General features: G+C 52.3%; 22 protein-coding genes. 6 read left to right on the top strand and 16 right to left on the bottom strand.

What is annotated here, in order from left to right:
• Position 1: 1 nt before the first annotated feature.
• Both L21SP2_RS00995 and L21SP2_RS00990 read left to right on the top strand, forming a co-directional pair.
• Positions 2-295: a hypothetical protein gene (locus L21SP2_RS00995; RefSeq protein ID WP_024266581.1), complete on the top strand. Its 294-nt coding sequence runs from the start codon at positions 2-4 to the stop codon at positions 293-295.
• A gap of 128 nt (positions 296-423) precedes the next feature.
• Positions 424-873: an outer membrane protein assembly factor BamD gene (locus tag L21SP2_RS00990; RefSeq protein WP_024266580.1), complete on the top strand. Its 450-nt coding sequence runs from the start codon at positions 424-426 to the stop codon at positions 871-873.
• Between the two features lie 53 nt (positions 874-926).
• Here the strand turns inward: L21SP2_RS00990 and L21SP2_RS00985 are convergent, their stop codons facing one another.
• Positions 927-2,048 (bottom strand): VWA domain-containing protein, encoded by a 1,122-nt coding sequence (locus L21SP2_RS00985; RefSeq protein ID WP_024266579.1) that lies wholly within the window; start codon positions 2,046-2,048, stop codon positions 927-929.
• A 60-nt stretch (positions 2,049-2,108) separates the two neighbouring features.
• A complete protein-coding gene (locus tag L21SP2_RS00980) occupies positions 2,109-2,732 on the bottom strand; it encodes a hypothetical protein (RefSeq protein ID WP_024266578.1) in 624 nt (207 codons plus the stop codon).
• A gap of 161 nt (positions 2,733-2,893) precedes the next feature.
• On the opposite strand from L21SP2_RS00980, the gene L21SP2_RS00970 reads away from it, so the two are divergent.
• Positions 2,894-3,967: a lipoprotein TP_1001-related protein gene (locus tag L21SP2_RS00970; protein ID WP_144082882.1), complete on the top strand. Its 1,074-nt coding sequence runs from the start codon at positions 2,894-2,896 to the stop codon at positions 3,965-3,967.
• A gap of 65 nt (positions 3,968-4,032) precedes the next feature.
• On the opposite strand, the gene trxA is transcribed toward L21SP2_RS00970, so the two are convergent.
• The 11 genes from trxA to L21SP2_RS00915 all read right to left on the bottom strand — a co-directional run bounded on the left by trxA (position 4,033) and on the right by L21SP2_RS00915 (position 14,649).
• Positions 4,033-4,356, bottom strand: coding sequence for a thioredoxin (gene trxA / locus L21SP2_RS00965; protein ID WP_024266575.1), 324 nt, complete (start codon positions 4,354-4,356; stop codon positions 4,033-4,035).
• 59 nt (positions 4,357-4,415) lie between these two features.
• Entirely contained in the window at positions 4,416-5,192 is a 777-nt protein-coding gene (trpA, locus tag L21SP2_RS00960; RefSeq protein WP_024266574.1) for a tryptophan synthase subunit alpha, read from the bottom strand.
• Positions 5,189-6,487, bottom strand: a complete 1,299-nt coding sequence (trpB, locus tag L21SP2_RS00955) for a tryptophan synthase subunit beta (RefSeq protein ID WP_024266573.1) — start codon at positions 6,485-6,487, stop codon at positions 5,189-5,191. Before trpB ends, trpA begins: the two co-directional genes overlap by 4 nt.
• Entirely contained in the window at positions 6,474-7,625 is a 1,152-nt protein-coding gene (locus L21SP2_RS18985) for a bifunctional indole-3-glycerol phosphate synthase/phosphoribosylanthranilate isomerase (protein ID WP_169730400.1), read from the bottom strand. The genes trpB and L21SP2_RS18985 overlap by 14 nt, the downstream gene beginning before the upstream one ends.
• On the bottom strand, positions 7,619-7,966 hold the full coding sequence (locus tag L21SP2_RS18980) for a beta/alpha barrel domain-containing protein (protein WP_053335529.1): 348 nt from the start codon (positions 7,964-7,966) through the stop codon (positions 7,619-7,621). Before L21SP2_RS18980 ends, L21SP2_RS18985 begins: the two co-directional genes overlap by 7 nt.
• A complete protein-coding gene (locus L21SP2_RS00940) occupies positions 7,966-9,579 on the bottom strand; it encodes a bifunctional anthranilate synthase component II/anthranilate phosphoribosyltransferase (protein ID WP_024266572.1) in 1,614 nt (537 codons plus the stop codon). The genes L21SP2_RS18980 and L21SP2_RS00940 overlap by 1 nt, the downstream gene beginning before the upstream one ends.
• Before the next feature lie 3 nt (positions 9,580-9,582).
• Positions 9,583-11,022, bottom strand: coding sequence for an anthranilate synthase component I (gene trpE, locus L21SP2_RS00935; RefSeq protein WP_024266571.1), 1,440 nt, complete (start codon positions 11,020-11,022; stop codon positions 9,583-9,585).
• A 257-nt stretch (positions 11,023-11,279) separates the two neighbouring features.
• Positions 11,280-11,711 (bottom strand): single-stranded DNA-binding protein, encoded by a 432-nt coding sequence (locus tag L21SP2_RS00930; RefSeq protein WP_024266570.1) that lies wholly within the window; start codon positions 11,709-11,711, stop codon positions 11,280-11,282.
• A 211-nt stretch (positions 11,712-11,922) separates the two neighbouring features.
• Positions 11,923-12,462 carry a hypothetical protein gene (locus L21SP2_RS00925; protein WP_041400962.1) on the bottom strand — a complete coding sequence of 180 codons (540 nt, stop codon included), beginning with the start codon at positions 12,460-12,462 and terminating at the stop codon, positions 11,923-11,925.
• 238 nt (positions 12,463-12,700) lie between these two features.
• Positions 12,701-13,396 carry a hypothetical protein gene (locus tag L21SP2_RS00920; RefSeq protein ID WP_024266568.1) on the bottom strand — a complete coding sequence of 232 codons (696 nt, stop codon included), beginning with the start codon at positions 13,394-13,396 and terminating at the stop codon, positions 12,701-12,703.
• Between the two features lie 92 nt (positions 13,397-13,488).
• Complete coding sequence (locus L21SP2_RS00915; RefSeq protein ID WP_024266567.1) at positions 13,489-14,649, bottom strand: hypothetical protein; 1,161 nt, start codon at positions 14,647-14,649, stop codon at positions 13,489-13,491.
• A 320-nt stretch (positions 14,650-14,969) separates the two neighbouring features.
• Here L21SP2_RS00915 and ilvE point away from each other — a divergent pair, with 320 nt between their 5' ends.
• Positions 14,970-16,064 (top strand): branched-chain-amino-acid transaminase, encoded by a 1,095-nt coding sequence (gene ilvE / locus L21SP2_RS00910; RefSeq protein WP_024266565.1) that lies wholly within the window; start codon positions 14,970-14,972, stop codon positions 16,062-16,064.
• 98 nt (positions 16,065-16,162) lie between these two features.
• Here the strand turns inward: ilvE and L21SP2_RS00905 are convergent, their stop codons facing one another.
• The 3 genes from L21SP2_RS00905 to flcA form a co-directional block, all read right to left on the bottom strand.
• A complete protein-coding gene (locus L21SP2_RS00905; protein ID WP_024266564.1) occupies positions 16,163-17,608 on the bottom strand; it encodes an SO_0444 family Cu/Zn efflux transporter in 1,446 nt (481 codons plus the stop codon).
• A gap of 45 nt (positions 17,609-17,653) precedes the next feature.
• Complete coding sequence (locus L21SP2_RS00900; RefSeq protein WP_144082881.1) at positions 17,654-18,496, bottom strand: hypothetical protein; 843 nt, start codon at positions 18,494-18,496, stop codon at positions 17,654-17,656.
• A gap of 79 nt (positions 18,497-18,575) precedes the next feature.
• A complete protein-coding gene (flcA, locus tag L21SP2_RS00895) occupies positions 18,576-22,094 on the bottom strand; it encodes a periplasmic flagellar collar protein FlcA (RefSeq protein ID WP_144082880.1) in 3,519 nt (1,172 codons plus the stop codon).
• A 201-nt stretch (positions 22,095-22,295) separates the two neighbouring features.
• On the opposite strand from flcA, the gene L21SP2_RS00890 reads away from it, so the two are divergent.
• Together L21SP2_RS00890 and L21SP2_RS00885 are read left to right on the top strand one after the other, a co-directional pair.
• A complete protein-coding gene (locus L21SP2_RS00890; RefSeq protein ID WP_169730399.1) occupies positions 22,296-23,060 on the top strand; it encodes a glycogen-binding domain-containing protein in 765 nt (254 codons plus the stop codon).
• The gene (locus tag L21SP2_RS00885) at positions 23,020-23,721 is read left to right on the top strand and encodes an HAD-IA family hydrolase (protein WP_053335527.1); all 702 of its coding nucleotides are present in this window, start codon (positions 23,020-23,022) and stop codon (positions 23,719-23,721) included. Before L21SP2_RS00890 ends, L21SP2_RS00885 begins: the two co-directional genes overlap by 41 nt.
• The last annotated feature ends 20 nt before the right edge of the window (positions 23,722-23,741 follow it).

Here is a 23,741-nt window from a genome sequence, read left to right as displayed (position 1 = left end):
CATGTCCAAAACGGGAAAAGAAAAAATCTTCTGTGCCAACTGCGCCAACTGCAAACTGGTTGTTGATAACCGGGGGGATCACAAGCGCTTGAGGGTGCGTTGTACAGCGGGAAAGTGGCGAAAACAGCAGGGCGGTGAAAAAATCTATAAGTATTTCACCGTTTCCCGGAGGGAACGTGAATACTGCGAGGCCTACCTTCCCATGGGAGACCCCGAGGAGTTCATACGGGACCTGAAACACAGCCTTCCCGGTCAGGATGAGCAGTATGATCCCGAAAGCTTCGAGGTTTTCTAAGATCGGCAGGGCAAAGTATGCGGCTATTGCAGGACCCGTGAAATATCCGTAACCTGTGAACCCATGTAATTGTCCTGTTAATCAGGTATACTTCCGATAGAAACGTTGATATTTCAAATGAGGTTCATATGATTGAAGCACATTCCCGTTATTTTCCCAAAACCCGGAATCAGCACAGAGCATTTCACAGCCTTCTTGGAGCGATAGCCGTTGCAGCCCTTCTGCTCACAACCGCCTGTCAGAGCACTCCTCAGGAAATCCCCGAGGATCTGAGCAAACAGGAATTTTTTCAAAGAGCACAGGAAAATATGGATGAGCTGAATTGGGATTCAGCCATGTTTTATCTGGAAGAGTTTAAAGTGCGGTTTCCTGATGACCAGGCGAATATTGCGGCTGCGGATTATCAGATTTCTTTAATTCACTATAAGCTGGACAGATTTGATCAGGCGGAAGAGGGATTCAGCGATATTATCGCCCGGTATGAATCCGCCGAGGATCCGTCAGTTCTTCCCCAATGGGTGGAGGTCCTGAGCCGGAAGCTTCTGAATAAAATCGAAGAAGCCCGGAAAGAGAGCTAATACAACAGGGGCCGGTTCAACGCCGCTTTCTCAATGAGTTCAGCGCATCTTGCTCAATGAGGAAGAATTATCACATGAACCGCTACATCGTTTTCTGAAGCCGCTTCCTTCACCATCTCAGCGGTTATTTTTCCCCTGGGCCGGGGATGGGGCGGTGCATCGCCGATGAGGATTATCTTTCTGTTGTCAGCCATCCATGCAAAGTTCTCCAGCGCCGCATAGAGGGCCTCGTTTACCGCTTCCGGTATATCCCGGCCGCCGGTGGGGCGGATTCTGGCGAGCACATCACCAACCACGTCAGTCCCCGTCTGGAAATCACTGATCCGGTACAGATACTCTTCCAGGTAGTCCCGGTAGTAGACAAATCCGATTCTCACGCGGTCGAATCCGGTAGTTGTGCGTTCTATCAGATCTCCCAGATGATCTCTCAGGTAGGGCATATCGTTTTCCATGGACTGGGTGCTGTCCAGGGCAATAACCAGATCCAGCTGCCTGCCTTCCTCGTCACTGAGAATTTCCTCAATACGGGTTAAAATATCCTCTTCGCCCTGGGAGTACAGAACCTTTCCGCTGGTATCTTCAGCAATCCGGGAAAAGCTCTCAACGGTCTCTTCCATGTAATTGCCTTCCGGCGGCCCCGGGGAAGGCCTCTGGGAAACCCGGATAATAAATGGATTATCCTGAAACGCTCCACGGTAATCCGCATAGGGAAGCTCAAAACTCCTAACGCTCAAATATGTGCCGTCCAGCACCTGTATTTCGCCCTGTCTGCTCCAGTCATAGCCATAAATCACCACATAGGGAATAAAAATTCGAAAGGCCGATCCGAACTGATCATCAGGAACCGGTGTAGAATCCAGCAGAAAGTGAAGGGTATCGTCCTCGAGAATTTCGCCATCCAGGATCCGCTTCTCATCTCCGTTCTCGGGGTGATATTCAGGATTTCTCAACGTGTAACTTGCAACTTCCCGCTCAGGGTCCTCGGTTGATTCTGTGAGGATGATGCTTTCGATATCCGCTTTATTCCGCACATAGAGGTAATAGCCCCCTTCCAGGCTCTGTTCAATCCGGAGATCTTCCACCGAGATACCCAGATCCTGTGCGTAAAGCACCGGAAAGAAAAATACACTCAGAATTATGAGCAATATGATGTTCCGGTTCCCTGCGGGTTTCATAATATCAATATCGGAATCCTGAGAATTTCGATTACCCTTTTTTCACCACGGGGATGCAGCTCAGGGAAGCACCCCCAAAACACCGGGAAAAACCGGAGCATTCTGAATCCCCCGGGGATTAAAAAAAGATGCCAGAGGCTGGTAGCTATCCAGGAATCTGCAGATATCGAGCACTGTATCCGGAAAAAGAATCAGATATACCGCCCCAGATGCACTCAAGGAGAGGGCCAAATGGGTGCCGCCGGTTGCCAGTAAAAGATCTCTTCCGGCACACAGCTGCGTGTTTCGCCGCCACCTCAAGAGGTTTTCCGGTACAGTAGCGAAACCATTCCATGCTTGAGAACCGATTACCCAGATATCTGTATTCATAAATTCATAGCGGGCCAGATACACATCTTCCAATGAACCCTCAGCCTCTTCAGCCCCCTCGGTTGATTCCCGGGGAAGAATTCCGGGAAGCTGTACAGATCTGCTGTCACTATTACTGTTCTGCCGAATGTACTCAAAACCGCTGCTCAGTCCGGTGAACGGACCTGCTGTAGCTACCAGATACCCTTCCACCGACTGAATTTCCGGCGGCGCAGCGAACAGCGTGCCGCCCGGCTCGACGGAGAGGCCGACGGACAGTCCAAGGGACATGAAAAACACCAGCATCACCGTTCCGTATTTTCTTCTGTCAGCCATAGGATATTAACCTCCGCAGCGTAGTCAAAAGCAGGTCGGTTGTCCGGTCCGGCTTTCGGCAATTCAAATTATATCCGTTTTACACTCTCCAGGCAAAGCAGCAGCGCTTTTTTCCCGGTATCAGAAATGACCGGTGTCACCAAAGAGAAAGAGGGGAAACTATGGATACGAACGTTCGGGCTCCAGTTTGCCGCCGGGCAGCGGAGATTCTGCTCAGTCTGGGATTATTCTGCATTCTGTTATCCTGTGTCCCTCTGTTTCAGGGTATCAGGGGGATGAAGGATCTTCAGCCTCCTGTGTATACAGGGCTGGAACAGCCGGGCCGGGGAAGTCTCATTCTGAAGTTCAATGAGCATATCAAATTTGATTCAGATGATTTTGCCGCCTGCGGAGGCTTTGAAATTTCCGGAATAGAGCAAGCTGATCAAACCAGCCTTCTGTTGGCCTTGAACGGGGATGATCTCCCAGGGGAAGAGCTGACACTTGAAGGCAGAGTGCGGGATGACACAGGAAATGAACTTTGGTTTCTTCTGCCGTTCTATTCAGTCAACATCAATCCGGCTCAACTTATACTCAGTGAGTTTATCACCGAACACAGCAGCAGCCGCTATGAGAAAGCCGAAATCGTTGTGCTTCGGGAGGGTAATCTGGGTGGAATTACCGTATATAACGGTGCCGCCGGTGATCATAAATCCTGCCTTCGTTTTCAGGATCAGGAGGTTGAACAGGGCGAGTATCTTATTGTTCATTTTCGCTCTGACGGCCTGGCAGGAGAAACAGATGAATACGGTGAAGATAGGATTCTAGCGGGAAACTCTGCAACGGCACCCAACGCAATTGCAGATGTCCGGGATTTCTGGACGGAAGGGGACCAGGGACTCAGCGATACCAATGGCGCACTGAGCATCTATGCGAGCCCCGCCCCGGGTGCGGAAATTCTTGATGCCGTATTATACAGCAACCGAAGCTACGAAGAAGGCCAGGATTACGGCAGTTTTGGAACATCCTACACCCAGAGAGTAATGAACGAACTCGCCGGGGCGGGTGCCTGGGTGTATTCGGGGGACCAGATAATTCCGGAGGATTGCCTTCGAAGCGAGGATTCCACATCAACCCGGAGCATATGCAGAGACCTGGAATTCAACGATACCAACGGGAAAAACGACTGGCACATCGTGCCCACTTCATGCAGCAGCTTCGGCCATGAAAATTGTCAGGATGTGTATGAACCGTGAAAAGCGGAAAATTCAAAAAGGGACCGCTTAGAACGGTCCCTGTATAGGTAATACTTCGGGAGATATTACATGGCTGAAGAGATCAGCTCCTGGATGGTAGCTTTCGGTGCGGCCCCCACGTGCTGCTTGATCAGCTGTCCGTCTTTGAACACCAGGAGGGTGGGTATACTGATAATGTTGTACTTTGCACCGATATCTCCATGATCGTCCACGTTAAGTTTGCCGACTTTGATTTTTCCGCTGTATTCCTTGGATAGGTCTTCCAGAACCGGCGCAATCATTCTGCAGGGCATACACCATTCCGCCCAAAAATCAACAACCACCGGAATGTCAGACTTCAGAACTTCATTTTCAAAATTTTCAGTCGTCAATGTGACCTGATCGCTCATTGCATTCCTCCTGGAAATCAGCGTCCTAGAAGAGTAAATGATTCTCCCGCAGGGGTCAATTATTTTCCAAGGAGGCTGGACACTAAATCCGCCACGGCGTTTCCCGCATGTTCAGCACCAAGTGCACCATGCTCCTCTTCTGCTTTGTGCAGAGCACGGAGAAAAGCGCTTCCCACTACCGCAGCATGGGCATGTCCGTCCAGTGCTTCCACCTGTTCCCGGCGTGATATGCCGAATCCGGCCATAATTTTTGCACCGCTTTTCCCGGCATTCTCAATGAAGGTGATATTTTCGCCGCCCAGCACCGTATCCTGTCCGGTAATTCCCTTCCGCAATGCGCAGTAGATAAACCTTGGGTTATGCGTAGCTGCCAATTCCACCCGTTCCGGCCGGGAGCTGGTGGCGAGAACCGGTATCACCTCAACCCCGTGCCGACGGCAGGCCTCATACAGCCCCTCGTCGCTGTCAGGAGGAAGATCCGGGATAATCAGTCCCCGGACACCTGCCCGGGCGGCACGCTGGACAAAGCTTTCCACCCCGCGGACGGTTACCGGAGACGCATAGGTCATTACAAAAAGCTCGGCATCTCCGGACTGAAGCCTGGGGCTTTCCTTCATGAGACTGGAAACAAACTCGAAGCCCTTCTCCATGCGAAATCCGTTGTTCAAAGCCTTCTGGCAGGCCTCTTCAATAACCGGTCCGTCTGCACTGGGATCCGAAAACGGAAACTGCACTTCCAGATACTTCGTGCCTGCCTCCAGCATCCGCAGAGCCACCTCTTTGCTGATTTCCGCATCTGGATAATAGGGAATCATGTGGGCCATTAATTCTATCATGACGGTTCTCCTCTTCCGGTTTCCGGGCCCCGGCCCGAAGCTGTGCTCTGAGTCCGGGTATTCCGGATTTCCTGGATCTCACTACCCAGAAATTCTGACCACACTTCCGGCTGTACTGCTTTAGCGGTAATAAAAATATCTTTATCTCCCCTGCCGGACATGTTAATTACAATGGCCTGATCAGGTTTCAGGGTTTTGGCAAGCTCAATGCCGTACCATGCCCCGTGGGCGGACTCCAGGGCGAAAATCACCCCTTCCCGGGAGGCCAGATACTTCAGAGCATCCAGAGCCTGATCGTCCCGGGCGGCATGGAATTCTACCCGGCCGGTTTCGCCGAGGTGAGCAAGCTGGGGACCTATGCCCGGATAATCCAGGCCGGCGGAAATGGAATGGGTGTGCTGAACCTGTCCGTCTTCGTCCAGAAGGAAGCGGGACTTGTATCCCTGGACAATTCCCGTGCTGGCCTCAGAGGTCATGCGGGCGGCATGCTCGCCGATTCCTGCGCCTCTACCGCCGGCTTCCACGCCGATCAATCTGGGATGCTCCTCCTCAATGAAGGGGGCAAAGAACCCCATTGCATTGGACCCTCCGCCCACGCAGGCGATGAGAGCCTCCAGGTGGAGCCCCCTGGGGATAATCTGCCGTTCAGCCTGCTGGCGCACTTCCCTGCCGATGACCGCCTGAAATTCCCGGACCATGTCGGGAAACGGACTTGGTCCCAAAGCGGAACCGATGAGATAATGGGTTTCATCGAAGCTGCCGGCCCAGTCTCTCAGGGCTTCGTTCACCGCATCCTTGAGAGTTCTGCTGCCGGTTTTTACCGGGACCACTTCTGCGCCGTACATCTCCATGGAAAAGACATTGGGCCGCTGACGGGCAATATCCACCTCCCCCATGTACACCCTGCAGGGAAGTCCCAGTTTGGCGCACACCGCAGCTGTGGCAACTCCGTGCTGCCCCGCCCCGGTTTCTGCAATAATCCGGGTTTTCCCCATCCGTTTTGCCAGCAGCGCCTGGCCAAGGGCATTATTAATCTTATGGGCACCGGTCGCCGCCAGTCCTTCCTGCTTGATGAATATCTGCGCTCCCCCCAGTTCTCTGCTGCTGTTCTCAGCATAGAGCAGGGGAGTGGGACGGCCGATAAACTCCTTTTGCAGCCTGGAAATCTCTTCCAGAAACTCCCTGTCATTCATGGCATCAATAAAAGCCGCCTCAAGATCATCCAGGGCGCCCCTCAACACTTCCGCCACATAGCGGCCGCCGAACCGGCCGAAATAATTATTATATACCTGCACGTTTAATCTCCTGAAAAAAGCGCGTCACCTTTTCATGATCCTTCTCTCCCGGTGCAGCCTCCAGACCGCTGGAAACATCCACAAGCTCCGGTGAGAAGCTCTCCAATTTACTGGCAATATTCTCCGGGTTCAGTCCTCCCGCCAGCCACAACGGTTTCTGGACCGCAGCTCTGGTCACAAGATCCGCTTCAATTGACGTACCGGTCCCCCCACGGGCTTTGCTGCTGTATGCATCAACCAGCACTCTGGGAGATGCATAGCTCATGATGTCATCCACCTGCGCCTCTGACCGCAGAGTGAGGGCCTTGTAAAACGGAAGCTTCCGTTCCTGGCATTCCTCCGGACTTTCATCCCCGTGATACTGAAAAACGTCAATCAGCCCCCTTCTCCAGGCCTCCCGCAGCATTTCATCCGGATCGCCGGTGACCACGGCCACTTTGAGAACATCCAGATCTCTGAGCTCCTCCAGTAAGGCGAGGGAAGCTTTTCTGGGACTGTCGGCGAAAACAAATCCCAGAAGATCTGCACCCGCAGCCGCGGCATGTTCGGCATCAGTCCGCCGGGTAATTCCGCAAACTTTCACCAGAGGTCTGCCTGCCCGTTTGCCCCCGGTACCGGCGCTCAGCCAGGCTCCGCGTCTCAGACCAAGCAGACGCTCCCAGAACTCATGGCCGGCCTGGGGAAAATCCCCGGGTTTTTCCAACCCATGTGAGAGACTGGCCGGCAGTTCAGGAATTTTCACCGCCGCCTCTCCAACCAGGACTCCCGAGAAGCCGCTTGCCGCTGCATGGGCCGCCTGGGCCGGAGCAAATATCCCCGATTCGAATACCACATCGCATTCCCAGTCGATCTCTTGTCTCAGTTTGAGAGCGCCAAGCATATCCACCTGAAAGTTCCGGAGATTTCGGGCATTTATTCCCATAAGCTCGGGACGGATCCCCGACTGCTTCACCTTATTCAGCTCTCCGGAATCGTGGACTTCAACCAGCGCAGTCATGCCCAGCTCAAGAGTACGCTTGTACAGTTCTCCCAGACGCTGTGGCTCTAGAATGGCGGCGATGAGCAGAACTGCATCCGCACCCGCCCGGTAGCTTATGTCAATGTCCCGGATGGTGAGAAGGAAATCTTTTCTCAACACAGACAAGCGGGGTAAGCCCGCTTTACATTGATCAGGTCAGCCAGACTGCCTCCGAAATGATCCTGCTCAGTGAGGACAGAAACCGAACCTACTCCGGATGTATGATAATGCCCGGCCTGTTCCGCAGGATCCAGTTCCCGGGAAATATCTCCCCGGGAAGGGCTTCGCCGCTTCACTTCACAGATCACCAGAGGGTTGCGCACAAAGGGCACAGTTCCAGCCCCGGGGCTGCCGCTTCCCTCTCCCCGGAGAAACTGATCTGAAAGCCCCTGATCCGCACCTTCTTTTCGGATGCGCCGGCGTCTTGATGCAACTATCGTTTCGAGAATCTCTGCAGCCATCAGCTTCGCCCATCCCGGATTCTCCGGGCAAGATAGATTGTATCCTTGAGCTTATCCGCCACAGCCCCGGAACTCAACGCTTCCCTGGCCCGTGAAAACCCATCGGCTATGCTGTCAGCAATCCCGTAGATATACAGAGCGGCTCCGGCATTCAGGCACACCGCATCCCGGATCGCATCCACTCCCTGCCCTCCGATTATCTGCCGGGCCAGTTCGGCATTGGTTTTCCCGTCGCCCCCGGCAAGTTCTTCCAGGGAATATTTGGGTATGCCGCAGCTTTCGTGGGGATCGAATTCGTACTCTTTCAGACTGCCGTCTTCCAGAATTTCCACCACCAGCGACTTGCCGGTTACCGACAGTTCATCCTCCCCGTCAAAACCGTGAACCACCATTCCCCGCTTAATGCCCAGCATCACCGCAGCCCGGGCCATCACAGGAGCCAAAGCGGCGCTGTACACCCCGATCAGCTGATAATGAGCTCCCGCAGGGTTCACCAAGGGTCCCAACAGGTTCATGATGGTCTTCACCTTCAGGGTTTTTCGTGCAGGGGCGGCATATTTCATTGCCCCGTGGAACACCGGTGCAAACAGAAATGCAAAGTCATTCTTCCGCAGAAGATTCTGGGTTTCTTCCGCCGTCAGATCAATCTCTATGCCCAGTTCCCGGTAAAAATCCGCTGAGCCGCTTCTGCTGCTCACAGCTCTGTTGCCGTGTTTGGCAACTGAAGCGCCGCAGCTTGCGGCAACCAGGGCCGACATACTGCTGATATTGAAGGTTCCCAAACCGTCTCCGCCGGTACCGCAGGTATCGAGCAGGGGGAGATCCGAACTGATGGGGGTTCGCTTTTTCTGAAGAACTCCGGCACAGCCGGCGATTTCCTCAGGAACGATCCCCTTGGTGCTGATGGCGGTGAGAAAACCCGCAATCTGTATATCGCTGAGCTTTCCCTCGGTGAGCTCGGTCATGAATCCCTCCGCCTCTTTCGAGCTCATATGCTCACCGGACATGATTTTCAGCAGCTGATCCTTGGCCACAAAGGGTTCCCGCCGGTAGTTGATGAAGTTTTTCAGGAGATTTTTCCCGTCTTCCGAAGCAATGGATTCGGGATGAAACTGAACCCCTTCCAGAATATATTCCCGGTGGCGGATTCCCATAATTTCCCCGTCCGATGCTCTGGAACTGATTTCAAAATCGCCGTTCAAGGTGGATTCCTCCACTGCCAGACTGTGATACCGGGTGAACGGCGCAGCCTTGGGAATGGAACGGAACAGACCTTTTCCATCGTGCTCCATCCCCTCAGCTTTTCCGTGGACAATTCTCTGAGCCTGCACAATTCTGGCCCCGAAGGCCTGTGCAATGGCCTGATGCCCAAGGCATACGCCCAGAATGGGGATTTTTCCCGCATACCGTTTTACCACTTCCAGGCTTATTCCCGCATCTTCCGGACGACCGGGCCCGGGACTGATTACAATATGACTGGGATTGAGTCCGGCAACTTCTTCAGCCGTGATCTCATCGTGCCGAACCACCTTCACCGGAAGATCGCAAATCTCCCGGAAGTACTGATACAGATTGTGGGTGAACGAATCGTAGTTATCTATAATGCAAATCATCTCTTACTCCTGAATCCCGATTGCCCGCAGAAGCGCCGACATCTTTTCCTGGGTCTCTTCCAGTTCCCTTTCGGGTTTACTGTCAAATACTATTCCGCCCCCCGCCTGGAGATTCAGAATTCCGTCCTTATACAGGGCTGAGCGTATGGCAATGCATGTATCAAGATCGCCCCCGGGCTCAACATAGCCCACAACCCCGGAGTAGAACCTTCGCTGAACCGGTTCCAGAGAATCGATGGTTTTGATGGCCTGGATCTTCGGTGCACCGCTGACGGTGCCCGCAGGAAAGGTGGCCCTGAGAGCATCTATTCCCGTTTTCCCTTCATCCAGCTCCCCTTCCACCTCACTGACAATGTGCATAACCCGGGAGTAGCGCTCTGTGATCATATAGTCGCTGAGCTGTACCGTACCGGGGCTGCACACCCGGCCCAGGTCATTGCGCCCCAGATCCACCAGCATGAGATGCTCCGCCTGCTCTTTTTCATCGGATAGAAGTTCACGTTCCAGAGCGTTGTCTTCGGCGGTGGTTGCACCCCTGCGCCTGGTTCCGGCAATGGGGCGCACCTTCACCCGTCCCTCCTTTACTTTTACATGCACTTCAGGACTGGCACCGAAGAGTTGATGGTTGCCGAAGTCAAGATAGAACAGATAGGGTGAGGGATTGGACTGCCGGAGGGTTCTGTACGCCTCGATGGCTGGCATATCAGTTTTAAAACGCCGGCGCCGGCTGGGAACCGCCTGGAGAAGATTCCCTGCAACCACCTCTTTCCGCACCTTCTCTACCATTTCCTTGTAGGATTCGGCATGGTCAGAACTGCTCACCTCTTCAACGGAGTAGCTTTCATGTTCTTCCTGCAGATAGTTGAAATTCAGGTCCCGTATGCGCCGTTCCGTACGGGCAATGGCCTTTTCCAGGTTTATCTGTTTTTCCCGGTAATTCAGTGCGATGAGATACAGTTGGTCGGTATAATGGTCGAAAACCACAAAGCTGTGGCCGAAAATGAACGATGCATCGGGTAAATCCAGCTCATCGGGCTTGGAGGTGAACGCTATGGTATCGCAGAAGCGGCTGAATTCGAAACTGCAGTAGCCGATTCCCCCCGCCGGGAAAGGAAAGTCCTGATGCATTGAACTGTGCTGATCTGCAAAGTATTTCAGAACATCCAGGATATCCCGGGCCTTGCTGCGGATACGCCGCTCAGGTCCCCGCGAAGAACCGCCGACTTCATGAGCCTCCCCGTCACCAGGCAGGGGGGACGAAATAAAGATTTCCTGACCCCGTTGGGTGAGGGTGAATGCCTCATCGATCATCAGAAGAGAGTACCGCTCTCGCCCTTTCTGATACGTAGATGATTCCAGAATCACCCTGGCGTTCAGCTTCTTGGCCAGAGACAGGGGGGTGAAGGTATCGCCGCTGATGATCTTCACCAATTGATTATTCATACTACCTCCATGGTCACCACGCCGTGTGCGGTATCCCAGGGAGGACCTAAAAAAAGCCGGTCATCACGCGGATGATCGGCTTCTTTGCACCGGCATCCCTGGGATATCTCCAGGGCGCCGTTCTTGACTGGTCCCCGGACGTTAACCGAGCCACCACCAAGAAGAGAATATAAGATTCTGTGACGCTGCATAATTATTCATAGACTTGTTAAATATAGCAGAACAGAATATGCAGGTCAAGAACTGAGTTGCGATTTTTACAGCATGGCCGCTTCCCGTTCCTCCGCTTCCAGGAGATCGTATTCCTTGCCGTTTTCAATCTCTTTTTCGGAGTCCGCCTGGGAGGCCTCGTTCCGGGAAATCTTGGGTTTGAAAACAATATGATCGGCAACAACCTTCACTCTGCTCCGATTTTGGCCTTCCTTGTCCTGCCACCGGTCCTGTTTCAGCCGGCCGATCACCCGTATGCCCCGGCCCTTGCTCAAATGCTTGTCGCAGGCCTCGGCAAGTTTAGACCAGCTTTCCACATCAAAGAAGCTCACCTCTTCCACCTTCTCGTCATTCACTTCATAGTAGCGGTTCGATGCCAGACCGAAGTGACATACTGACGTACCCTTGCTTGTCTCCCGCAGCTCCGGATCTCTCGTAAGATTTCCGTCCAGCAGCACCGAATTCAGATTTGCACTCATTATGCACCTCCTGTGTATTCTGTCTTCTAGACCGGGTAAATCGAATCGGTGATTGCCGGTTATCAAATTAAATGCTAAACAACATTCGCATAAATACTCAATCATAAAGCAAAAAAAGGTACAGCACAGTAAATCTGCGCTATACCCATAATCGGGGATTAGAACACGTCGTCAAATTTGACTTGATATCTATTAAGCAGCTGGATTTTTCCTATTCTACCTTACAATTCTGGGAGTACCCTCTAACTGTAATATCATTTTCTTCAAGAGCTCCATTTATGAAATTCATTGCCTGAATACTAAACACTATGGAATCGGCCTCCTGAGTTCCACCATGGGGTATTTTATCTTCCTGTTTGAATACATGAAAACTTTCAGTTGTCCATTCAGCCGTGGCGCCAAGATAATTGTTGTTTTCATCATAATAATTTATCCACGGCAAAATATAGTCGGCCCCGCTATGGGACCAGCTCATACGAATTTCTGAGCTAACATTGGATTCAAAATCGGCTACAGATCCATCAAGTTCGGCATTAAGTACAGGAAAAGGAATCACTATCGACTTGGAAATAGTTTCCAGTTTGGGGTGCTCTATTCGAAAGGTTACAGTCTCTCCGTTATCATATTGTACAGTACTGTTGATGAAGGACATTGTATCATCGCTATAATCATCATAAGACAAAGTTTCCCCATTCGAACTTATATCTGCTATTTGAAATTCCGTTAGATCCAGTTCATGATCATCTGCCACACGAATATAGACGTAGACTGAATCCAGGTAGACAGCTGCAGAAAAGTCAAGCTTGGAATTAACTGTACTATTGCCAGAAAAATCTCAACTCATCAGAAAAAAAAGTACAGATACTCCGAAAATTACAAATGATAGCTTTTTCATATTGCCTCTTTCAAATAATTTAGTTTACAGAAGTATGAACTTCTATAGAGCTTTTTGTCAATTTGTTTTTTTACCTATTCAGAAGGTGGTACCCTTATCTGGAATATCCAACTAAAACTTCACCATCGTGAACTTCTAATCCTGATATGTAGAATCCAGCCTTCAGCCTTGCCTGGATCTCCTCAACATACTGATTTCCATCATTTACATACTGATCCAGTACATAGTGTCCGAGAATTTCATCTGATTTTCCTCGGAAAGGTGAAGAAAAGCCTATAAGCAGTTGGTCATCAAAATATGAGAGACCAAAAGGCAGCATCCCTTCCTCATTCATTTGCTCCATAAGCTGGACTAAATTATGCTGTTTATCAGCGGTATTACTACCGTCCAATACTGCCATTCGCCATGAGGAAATATCGTGATCTTCCTGCAAAAATAGTACGATAACTCCTTCGTCAAAAAACGCTATATCTGCAGGTGTCCACCCGTTTTTCAGATAGGATGAAAACTCTACATTGAGCTTGGAGAGATCGGAAAAAAAGTGAAGTGCAAAATTCACACCCTCATCTGCATGTTCTTTTTGGCCTAAGACAGAAAGAAATCGCCCCTCAAGAACATCGATGCCGGCAGGACGGTATCCTTCAAGGATCAAATCCTCTATACCTTGCTCAAGATGTGTATCATCCTGCAATGGTAGATTAATAAATTTAAATTGCTGTTCCTGAGCCATGATCAGCGGACTGGAAAATAGAAAAAGTGAATGAATGCATATCAGAATACAAGCTTTCATAGAATGCCCTCCGAGTGAAAACAGTATCATATGGTTTAAAATAAAAAAAGCGGCCCCACATGAGGCCGCCATGCTTTCCAATTCCCTGAGGATTAGTAAGAAATAGTACTTGTGAAAGTCACAGCACCGTTATCGTTACCAAGATCTTCAGTTTCATAATTCAGATCAAGCGCAACATTTTCGATAACAGCAAGACCGGTTCCAACTTTCAGAGTCTGCGCTGCTTCGGTGTAAGTGTAGTTCACATAGGGGCTCAGAGGATCAACACTTACAGAAAGATCAATGCCAAGTCCGAAGTCGCTGAAATCTGCAAGCTCAACGTCAACACCGAGAGTCAAAACTTCTACCAGGCTACCTGTGCTCAGGTTGACAATGAGATCGTTAACTTCAGTGTCGGTACCGAAAGTTACATCTGCAGTAGCACCAACATCAACACCAAGAGTTCCTTCGATCTGAATATCTCCGTCATCGTTTCCATCAAGACCTGCACCAAGGCTTGCAACACCAAGGTCATAACCGAGGCTTACACCGTAGCCAATAGTGTTTGCATCAGCAATCTTGTCAATGGATACACCTGCATCGAAAGTAAGAGCTTCAACTGCGGTTACCCCAAACTTAAGAGCGGCATCGAAACCATTGTCTTCATGAACGTCATCACCAAGGGTAGCGGTTACATTGAAGGCATCACCAGTGTAAACAAGAGATACAGAACCGGCAGGCTCAGCATCGTTGGATACATCGTTCACGCCTTCGGAACCATCAAGGATGTCATCATCAAAGTCGGGAGCTGCAGCGAAATCAGTCTTAGCACCGAGGTTGGTGATGTCTACATAGAGAGCGGGTCCCATGAGGTTGATACGTGCTTCAACAGAAGGACCAGTGATAACATCGAAAGGAATGGTTATTTTGTCATCATCATCGATGTCACCGTCATCATCACGGTCAATGATTCCGTCTTCATCTACAGTAAAAACGCCAACTACATCGCTGGAGCTGAGAGATACTTCAAGACCGGAGATCTTGATGTAACCAACAACATCACCTTCACCTTTTTCTTCTGAAGTGTCGGCAACGAATTCTACTGTGAGGTCTGCAGAAGCATCGTTGGTGATGTCGAAATACTCGTCCTGGAGATCGTATCCAAATGCGATGGATGCTTCACCAGTTACGGTTGCGCTGGGAGTTACGTCAACAGCGAATACAGAAACGCTGGCAACGAGAAGCGCGATTAATACGAGGTTGAACTTCTTCATTTAAGTTCCTCCTTGAAGGTACAGGGGACTGTCTTCTACGAAAACAGGGGTATCCCCTTATTCTTAGGATTTCTGAATCAGTATAGCAATCGCCTATAAAAGGTGTCAAGTTTTTTCAAATGGCGTTCAATAGTGATATTGTCAGGTATTTTTTGATATTTTTGAAAAAAGAGGCGTGTTCTCTGGTTCAATATATTAAACTTTTATTGACCGCCGGATGCTTCGGGCGTACAATTATTTATTCAAATTTTTCCGGCGCCAGACTAAAAATCCGCCCCCGGGCAGAGACATAGCGCCGCAGATCCTGCAGGAGGTTCCACATGGCAGCCGGTTTTACCCTCGCCCTGTATCCCTGGACGTACAATTCCCAATTTGCCGAAGACGGCAGCTGGAAAGAACAATTCGTGGAAAAACCCCACAAATCCCCCGGCGAAGAAGCAGCTATGAACGCTGCCGCCCACAAAGAGCTGATGGGCAGCCGGAACAGCTTTCCGGAACTTCCCATGGTGAACTACACCAGCCAGTACGGAATCGGCTGTTTCGAGGGACTGAAAGCGTTTCCCCAGAAGGACGGAAGCCTGAAACTGTTCCGTCCCGATCTGAATGCCCTGCGCTTCCGGGAATCCATGGAGGGCTTGAAAATGCCCGGCTTTCCGGAAGAAAAGTTTCTTGCCGCAGTGCGGGAAATCGTGAAACGGAACGAAAATCTGGGGTTCCGCCCGGAGTATCAGAATGAATGGGAAAAGGACAACTTTCTCCACGCCAACTCCATTTATATCAGACCGTTCAGCTGGACCGAAGGCGGTATCGGCCTGAACCTCAGCAGCCACCCCTATGTGGTGATTATCACCACTCCGGTGGGCTCCTATTTCGACCCCGACGCCTCAAGCAAGGCAATCACCACCGACCGGGTCCGCGCCACCGACCACGGCACCGGCTGGATCAAGTGCAACGCCAATTACGTCATTCCCACCCTGGCAAAAAAAGAAGCCATGGCACAGGGCTACATGGAGGCCATCTTCCTTGATTACAAAGAACAGAAATATATTGAGGAAGGCTCAAGCTGCAACGCCTTTTTCCTTCTCAAAGACGGAAGCCTGGTTACCCCCGCCCTGGAGAACCGCATTCTCAACGGAATTAACCGCCGAAGCGTCATGCAGCTTGCCAAAGATGAAGGGGTGAAGGTAGAGGAGCGGAGGATCAGCATTGACGAGGTGCTTTCCGAAGCCGTGGAATGCTTTGTAACCGGCACGGCTGCCGGAGTGAGCTATATTGAATCGGTCACCCATCAGGGGAAAACCGCCGTGTTCAACAACGGAAAAATCGGAGAGTTCACCGCCAACATGCTTCACACACTCAAAGGAATTCAGTACGGCGCAGAAAAAGACCGCCACGGCTGGATGTTCGAAGTCTGAGGCCCGCCCGCCGTAGCCGCTCCGGCAGGACCGGTGAGCGGCGGGTCAGATCCAGCGGCAGGCCGGACATACACAGTAACAGCCCTGCCCTTCCGGACCTATTTCACCAGGTAGCCCTGGGCTTTCACAGCCGATGCAAGAGCGTTTTCATCTGCATGGCCGTGAACCCGGGCGGTGCCGTTTTTCAGATCCACAGATACACTCCGGGTACCCTCCACAGATTCCAGCGCCTGCCGGACGGTGGAGGCACAATGGGCACAGGTCATCCCTTCAATATTCATTGATATCCTGAAACCGCCGTCTTCCCGGGAATCCGGGCCGTCACCCGCTACGATCCGGTCAGCCTGGGAAGTATTCTCTGCTCCATTACCCGGCCCCGTATTCCGGCGGCCCAGCCTGGACCGCAGAGTCCGATAGAAAAACGCACCGATCATCAACGCCAGTGCCCCGCCGCTGATGTATTCAAGAAGACCGTTTCCGTGAGCCTCTCCCGCCGCTGAGGATAAAACCGGCTCCCAGCCCCCGGCGGCGAACACCAGATTCACCAGAGGTCCGAAGAGCAGCGCACCGATAATGATGGTACCCAAATACAGAAGAACACTGCGGAACCCGAGCATTCTCTTGAGCACAGCCAGGGTGGCGGCGTTGGTGGCAGGCCCGGCAACCAGAAACACATAGGCCGCACCGGGGCTGATCCCCGCCGCCATCAGAGCCACGGCCACCGGAATGCTTGAAGTTGAGCAAATATACATCGGAATGCCTATGAGCACCATCAGGAGCATACCCGGCAGCCCGTCGGCGATGAGCGAACCCTCCAGAAATCCGTCGGGGATCAGCAGCGATATCAGGCCGGCAACTCCAAGACCTAACAGAAAATGAAGGGCAATGTCATCTATGGATTCGATATATGCATAGTGAAACGCCCGCCCTGCGGCCCGGGGAATGCTGAGTCCCTTGGCGGCCGGCTCTGAACCTTTTCCCCGCTCTTCTGTCTCTCTCTCCTCTTTCGCCTCTCTCTCCTCTTTCGCCTCTTCCGTCTCTGCCGGGGATGCGCCTGGGTCGGCAGCACCGCCATCAGATGCTTCAGCGGCGGCTGCATTTTCGGAACGAGAAAAAAACATGGAGCTGACGCCGCCGGCAATTCCGGTGAACAGGGCGATCACCGGTCTGAGAACGGCAAAGACCGGACCCATCATGCCGTAGGTGGCAATCACCGAATCCACCCCGGTCTGGGGGGTGGAGATCAGGAATGACAGCAGCGAGGGCTTGGATGCCCCGGCCTGCCTCAGATATCCCGCTGTGGGGACCACGGCGCAGGAGCACAGGGGCAGAGGTACGCCCAACAAGGCTGCCTTCACCACCGAGGAAAAACCCGGCGATCCAACATGACGGGCCACCATGCTTCGTTTCAAGGTTACACTGAGAATGCCCGCCACTGTGAAGCCCAGCAGAAGATAGGGTGCCATCTGAAAAAAGAGTGAAATCACCTCGTTCAAAAAATCCCCGGCAATCCGGGTTATATCTAAGAAAATTGAAGAATCCATATACCTTCCTGTTTTTTACCTTCGGCGGTTTCCAATACTTTGATCTCAGGGTGTGATCCGCTGAACCGGAGCCGAACCCCCGCTGCCCGCAGAAACACTGAGCAGCTCAATATCGGCTTCACCGGGGAGCAGGTGCTCAACATCTTCGGCGGTATGCCCTGTACGGATGCGGTATTCATACATGGCAGGGCTGCCTGCTTCACCGCCGGCGGAGTGTACCCCGGGTTCCGGGTGTTCAAGCAGTACAGAGGGGCGGTTTTCCACTTCCAGACGCACCGAAAGATACCTGCCCACGGTTACCCCGGTTTCCAGACTGCTCTCTGCTTGCCCCCGAGTATCGCCGGAAGCTGCGTCGGAAATGCCGCCCGGGCTGCTCCCTGAGCTGCTGCCGGAAATACTCAATGAAAACCGCATTTCTCCCCGGACATGTTGATAATCGGTATCGAATATCAGGGTTTGTATGAAGTATTCTCCGGGAGGCAGAGTGCGGCGGAAAAGCACTGCGCCCTGCGGCAGCCGGGGATGCTCACTGTGCGCTGCAGGCAACCTCTTCAGCCGGTATCGCCTTCCCCCTGCGTGTTTTACAATTATCCCGCTCACATCTTCAGGCCGGAGCATCATCCCGCCCCCTGCGGCAAATTCCCCGCTTCGAAACTCAGCCGGGGTGACAGCTTCGGGCATTATGGCCAGGTGAAGTTCAACCTTATCATTAGTATTTATATGGTCATCCGCCCGGCGGTCTGAAGAACCCGCAAAGCTGCTGCAGGAAGCAGAGATGAAGACCGTGGTAATCAGCAGGAGTATCATGAGTATCAATATGGTGTGAGACGATGTTCTAACTGTAGACTGTGTATTTTCCCGCATGAACCCGAACCTCAGTGTCTTCACCTTCCTCCTCCGGAGCCGATCCGGGATGGAGGGTGCGCAGCAGGCTGCAATTCCTGAGTATTACGTCTAGAAAATACCCCTAAAAGGTCGGCGTTTCAAGGTCTTTGCGTATATCCGGGTTAATCTGCACCGCAGCCTCCCCTTCAGGGGCCAATACCTGATTCAGGTTGAGAAAGGCCAGCGGTTTGGTGTCGGCTCTTACGGCGGTTTCCTCGTCCCGGACAAGATTTTCCGCAAGCTCGGTGGAACGGCTGAGGAACAGCTGGCTCTGGGCAAGGAAGTCCCTGGAACGTTCGCCTCCCTGGCGGTAGAGCTCATACAGGGTCACCCCCAGATTATTATTCGCCCTCACCTGGAAGTCGATCAGCGCCTTATGCCGGTCATCCTCTTCCAGCAGGAAGGTTGATATGCTTGCCCGCTCCGCAGTGAGCTCATCAAGAAGGATCCGGTACATGCCGGCGGCATCATTGAAGTTTTCTCGCTGATACTGGGTGTTGGCACGGGCATAGAGAAGGTTCAGGTTTGCGGTGGGGACGGCCCCCATGGCATTGTTGAACTCCGAAATGGCTTCGTCCAGCAGTTCCTGACGGTCCTCAACATCACCCTGATCCTCATCCCTCAGCTCATTGGCGCGGAAATAGTGGATAAAACCCATTTTATACGCAATATCCTGCCGTGCCCGGAAGTTTTCCCCCGGGGTCCCCAGGCTGGCGTATTCGTTGTTTCTGGCCTGTTCATACCGGGCCTGGGCGCTTGAGTAATCATTGGCATGATAATAATAGATATCTCCAAGCCGGGCGTACAGTCTTCCGAAATCGGGGTGAGGCTCCACTTTCCGGGCGTCCAGGGCGGTTTCGTACAGGTCAGCAGCTTCCCGCAGCCGGGTCTCGGAGCTGATCAGCTCCTCCAGCCGGTAGAGGTTTTCGCCCTCACGAATATGGGTATCAATCTCCCTGGCAATTTCCCTTCGGGTGAGGGGACGTTCTTTCCGGGTTTCCTCATACAGCTCCCTGGCATTGGTCAGGGCGGTAATCTCGTCCTGAAAGTCACCGGTGATTCTGGAATATCTGGCACGGTGATAATGGATGTCCGCAATTTGATCATCAACGGCCATGGCCTTGTTCAACACACGGATGGAATCATTCAGCAGGTTCTCCCTGGACGATTCCCCTTTCAGGCTGTCGATATAGCTTTGGACAGCATCCTGTTCACCGAAATTCTCAACCTGGCCCAGCTTGCCCTGAACCAGATCCAGGAGAAAACCGCCCAGCTCCGCCATTCCCCGGGGCTCTATGGTGGCGTTTTCATCGCTGAGAAAGAGGTCCTTCAGATTCAGTGCTTCTTCAACCCTGTTGGTGTGGATAAAATACCTGAGCATCCGGAACAGCAGTTCGTCCCGCTGACCATATTCCTGCATAAGGCTGGCGTATTCAAAACGGGCATTTTCAAAGCGTTCATCCCGGGCTTCCCCCGGAGGCAGCTGAATACCCCACTCCAGATAGGTGTCTCCCCGTCCCAGGCGCGCGTCATAGTCCCACACATCCTCTTCAATAAGGCGGTTGAGATACTCCAGAGAAGTCTCGTAATCCCTGAGCTGCCGGGTGCTGAAGCCGGCGTATTCAAGAATCGCATTCCGGTTCAGGGGCTCGACCCCGGGGCTGAGAAGGGTTTCGTACTTTTCCCTGGCAAGGGCGAACTGCCGCTCATCCCTGAAGGCCCGGGCATAATCGAGATACCGGGTGTTCACCGGCCATACGTCATATGCCTGGGTGAACAGCCGGTTGCCCCGTTCATATTCCTGCAGTGCAATATTTTCCAGCCCCTGCTCATACAGGCCCCGGGCATACAGGGGCTGGTACACATAGCGGTACCCGAGAAACAGCAGGGCTCCAAGCATTGCCGTACCCGCAAGCATCAGCCGGAGCACCGGCCAGATGTTCATCCGGAAGCGGTACGCAAAGCTGTCCTGCTCCTCGGCAAAGGCTTTCCCGCTGAGCTTGGTGTATCCCTTGGGTATTTCTATTTTTTTCCCGGTGATTTTCCCCACGATCCGGGCAAGATCCCGGGGAGGGGTGCCCTCTTTCAGAGCATCAATTACTTTTTTGACCTGATCAAAGGGATATTCACCGGAGGTGACTACGTCGGCTGCTTCTATTTTCAGGTTCAGGGGCAGCTGGGCAAGATTTTCTTTCAGGGCCTGAAATTCTTTTTCGCTTATCTGGTAGCCCTGGGCTTCGTCCTCCAGGGAGGCTTCCTCAAGAGCTTCTTCCGGTCCTTCACCTGAGGCGGCTTCCGGACCTTCCTCTTCGGGCTGGGCAAAGCTTTCCTCAGTGCCTTCGTCTTCCATAATTCCGAACTCAGCACCGAAATCCCCCATGCTGAACTCGTCGCCGAAATCTGATGCGTCGAAATCTTCATCAAAATCGCTGAAATCTTCCAGTCCGGCGGAAAAATCCTCTGCAGCTGGAGAAGGTTCGGTTTCACCGGTTCCGGCATCAGCAGCTGACAGATCCTCAAATTCCGACCCGGAGGTATCGAAATCTCCGAAATCCGCATCCGGGGAGATCTCAGGAAATTCATCTCCCGTATCGAACTGGCCTTCTTCAAATTGGCCTTCACCAAATTGACTGTCATCAAACTGGAAGTCTTCAGATTCTTCCGGAATCCCGGCGTCTTCCTCTTCATCCGGTACAGACGCCGAAGGAGCTTCTTCGCTCAGATCCGCAAGATCATCTTCAATATTGGGTTCCGAAAAATCTCCGGCAAAATCCTCATCAAAATCATCCGGGAGTTCATCAGAGAAATCAGAGGAAAGGTCTTCTTCGGATTCTGAAGACAGATCCGAGGGCGTCTCCTCATCAAGGCCGAAATCGCCGCCGAAAACATCTTCGGGCTCCTGGAAGTCCTCGAAATCTTCAACCTCTCCCGGATCTTCTTCGTCTGCAGTCAGATCTTCGGCATCCAGATCTTCCGGCTCTTCGGCAAAATCTGAAGAGATATCTTCTTCCGATATGGCATCGAAATCCTCAAACCCTTCATCAAAATCCGCACTGAACTGATCGGCCTCTTCGGGCATGCCCGTTTCTGCGTCCAGTTCTGCAAGCTGATTTTCAAGGTTGTCCAGTTCGGCATCCAGATCGTCACTGCCTCCCAGGGCAATTTCCTGATCTGTCTCCGGAGCCTGACCGGCCGCCTGAACTTCCGCCTCATCTTCCACGGGGGGCTGTGGCTCCAGGGAAGCCGGGGATTCCGCCGGCTGTTCTGCTTCAAACAGGGATTCTTCGTCCGGAACCTCTTCACCTGGGAACTCCGGAAGCGGGGGCTCTTCATCCTCAAGGCCCAGTTCACTGAGAAAGTCATCTTCGGGAGGAGCAAGTCCGTCGGGAGCCTCCTCCCCTTCATCGCCGGCAAGGCTTTCACTCAGATTTGAGAAAAAATCATCGGCACCCGCCGCAGCTGCCTCTCCCGCCGTAGCCGAGGGAAATTCATCCGGCGAAGGCGGGGTTACCGCCTCAACCTCCTCGCCCCTCTGCCGGGCGACCTCAGGCTCGTTTCCTGTCTGGATGAGTGTCTCGTTAAACTGTTCAAGAGAATCCATGTTGGGCATGCTGCGTTTATCTACCTCTCCATCTGTATTTTCGGCATTGAATATGAAATCTCAAGCTCCGGATGCATTAATCCGAAGATGTTACTGTTAAGAGACATGGGAAACCATGATCATACCATACAGGAGACGCTTTCAAAAATCAGGTTTTTGAAACTGCCCTGCAGGTTTTCAAGGCACAAGACGAGGCATCATATGAAAAAGTCGATCATAGGCATCTCATTAATTATATGCATGCAATTTTTCGGCAATGTCCATGCCGATGATCTGGCCAGGCACCTGTTTATTGCCGGTCTGGATGAGGCTCAGGCGCCGGTATATCACAGTCCCTCGGATTCGCTGGTATTCACATATGAGAATAATCTTCAGCGCCATCAGCCCCGCTATGTGGGGGTGGCCTTCGAACATGAACAGTTTTCACGGATTCATGAGATGCAGTATTTTGATACACGAAATGCACAGGGCGAACTGGAAAGCAGAGTATATTTTCTCTTTCTCCAGGTGGACCGGGAAATCGAAGATCTGGAGAGCATCCGCTACCGTTATGTGATCGACGGAATCTGGACAGAAGACCCCCGGAACCCCGAATCCCGCCGGAAACTCAGCGGGCGAAAAATTTCTGTGGTGCAGCTGCCGGAGCAACGGCAGATACGACCCCGGAGTCCTGTGGTTCTGGAAGCCTCTTCCGGCAGATCCAGGGTGGTTCGCTTCATTTACAAAGGGGAACCCGGACAATCGATCTATCTGGCCGGCAGTTTTAATAACTGGGATCCGTTTATGTACCGCCTGGAAGAACATCCCCGGGATCCGGGGAATTACGAGATTGAACTGCGCCTGCTTCCCGGTGAATACCATTACAGCTATTATTACAAAGGACGGGCCATACAGGATCCGTTGAATATTCAGTCCAGCTACGATATTGACGGGAGCGTATATTCCTATTTCTCCATCGACTCCTGACCGGGTATCACCCCATCACAGCATTCCGGAAATTCTTCTCTTTGACGTGGACAATACCATCTATCCCGCAAGCAGCCCCATGTCCTCGGAAATTTCCCGGCGGATAACCCTTTTTGTCTCGGAGTTTTTGGGGGTTGATATTGATGAAGCCGGCGACCTCAGACGCAGTGGATTTCTACAATACGGCACAACCCTGAAATGGCTGGAACGGGAGAAAAACTTTCAGGATATCGAGAGCTACCTGGATGTCGTCCACCCCCCTGATGTGGAACGGTTTTTACCCGAATTACCGGAATTGAAAGAGATGCTACGGCAGCTTCCCATGGATAAGTATATTCTGACCAATTCAACCATGGAGCACAGCATGCGGATTCTTGAGTTTTACGGAATTGCAGACTGTTTCCGGGGAATTTTCGATATCCGGGGAAACGGGATGGAGGGGAAACCCCACCAATCGGCGTATGCCCGGGTTCTGCATGCGGTGGGAAAAAACCCCGGGGATATCTTATTCATGGATGATGTTCATGGATATCTGGACGGATTCAGCAGTCTGGGCGGCCGCTGCCTTCTCATTGATCAGCAAATGAGCCACCCTGCCCCCCTTCACCCCAGAATTCCCGGGATTCTTGATCTCCCGGCTTTTCTTTTCCCGTCTGAATGATGTATAAGTGTTCACCGTTC

The sequence above is a fragment of the Salinispira pacifica genome (assembly GCF_000507245.1).
Classification (GTDB): Bacteria; Spirochaetota; Spirochaetia; order DSM-27196; family Salinispiraceae; genus Salinispira; species Salinispira pacifica.
This window is presented reverse-complemented; position numbering and strand designations above follow the sequence as displayed.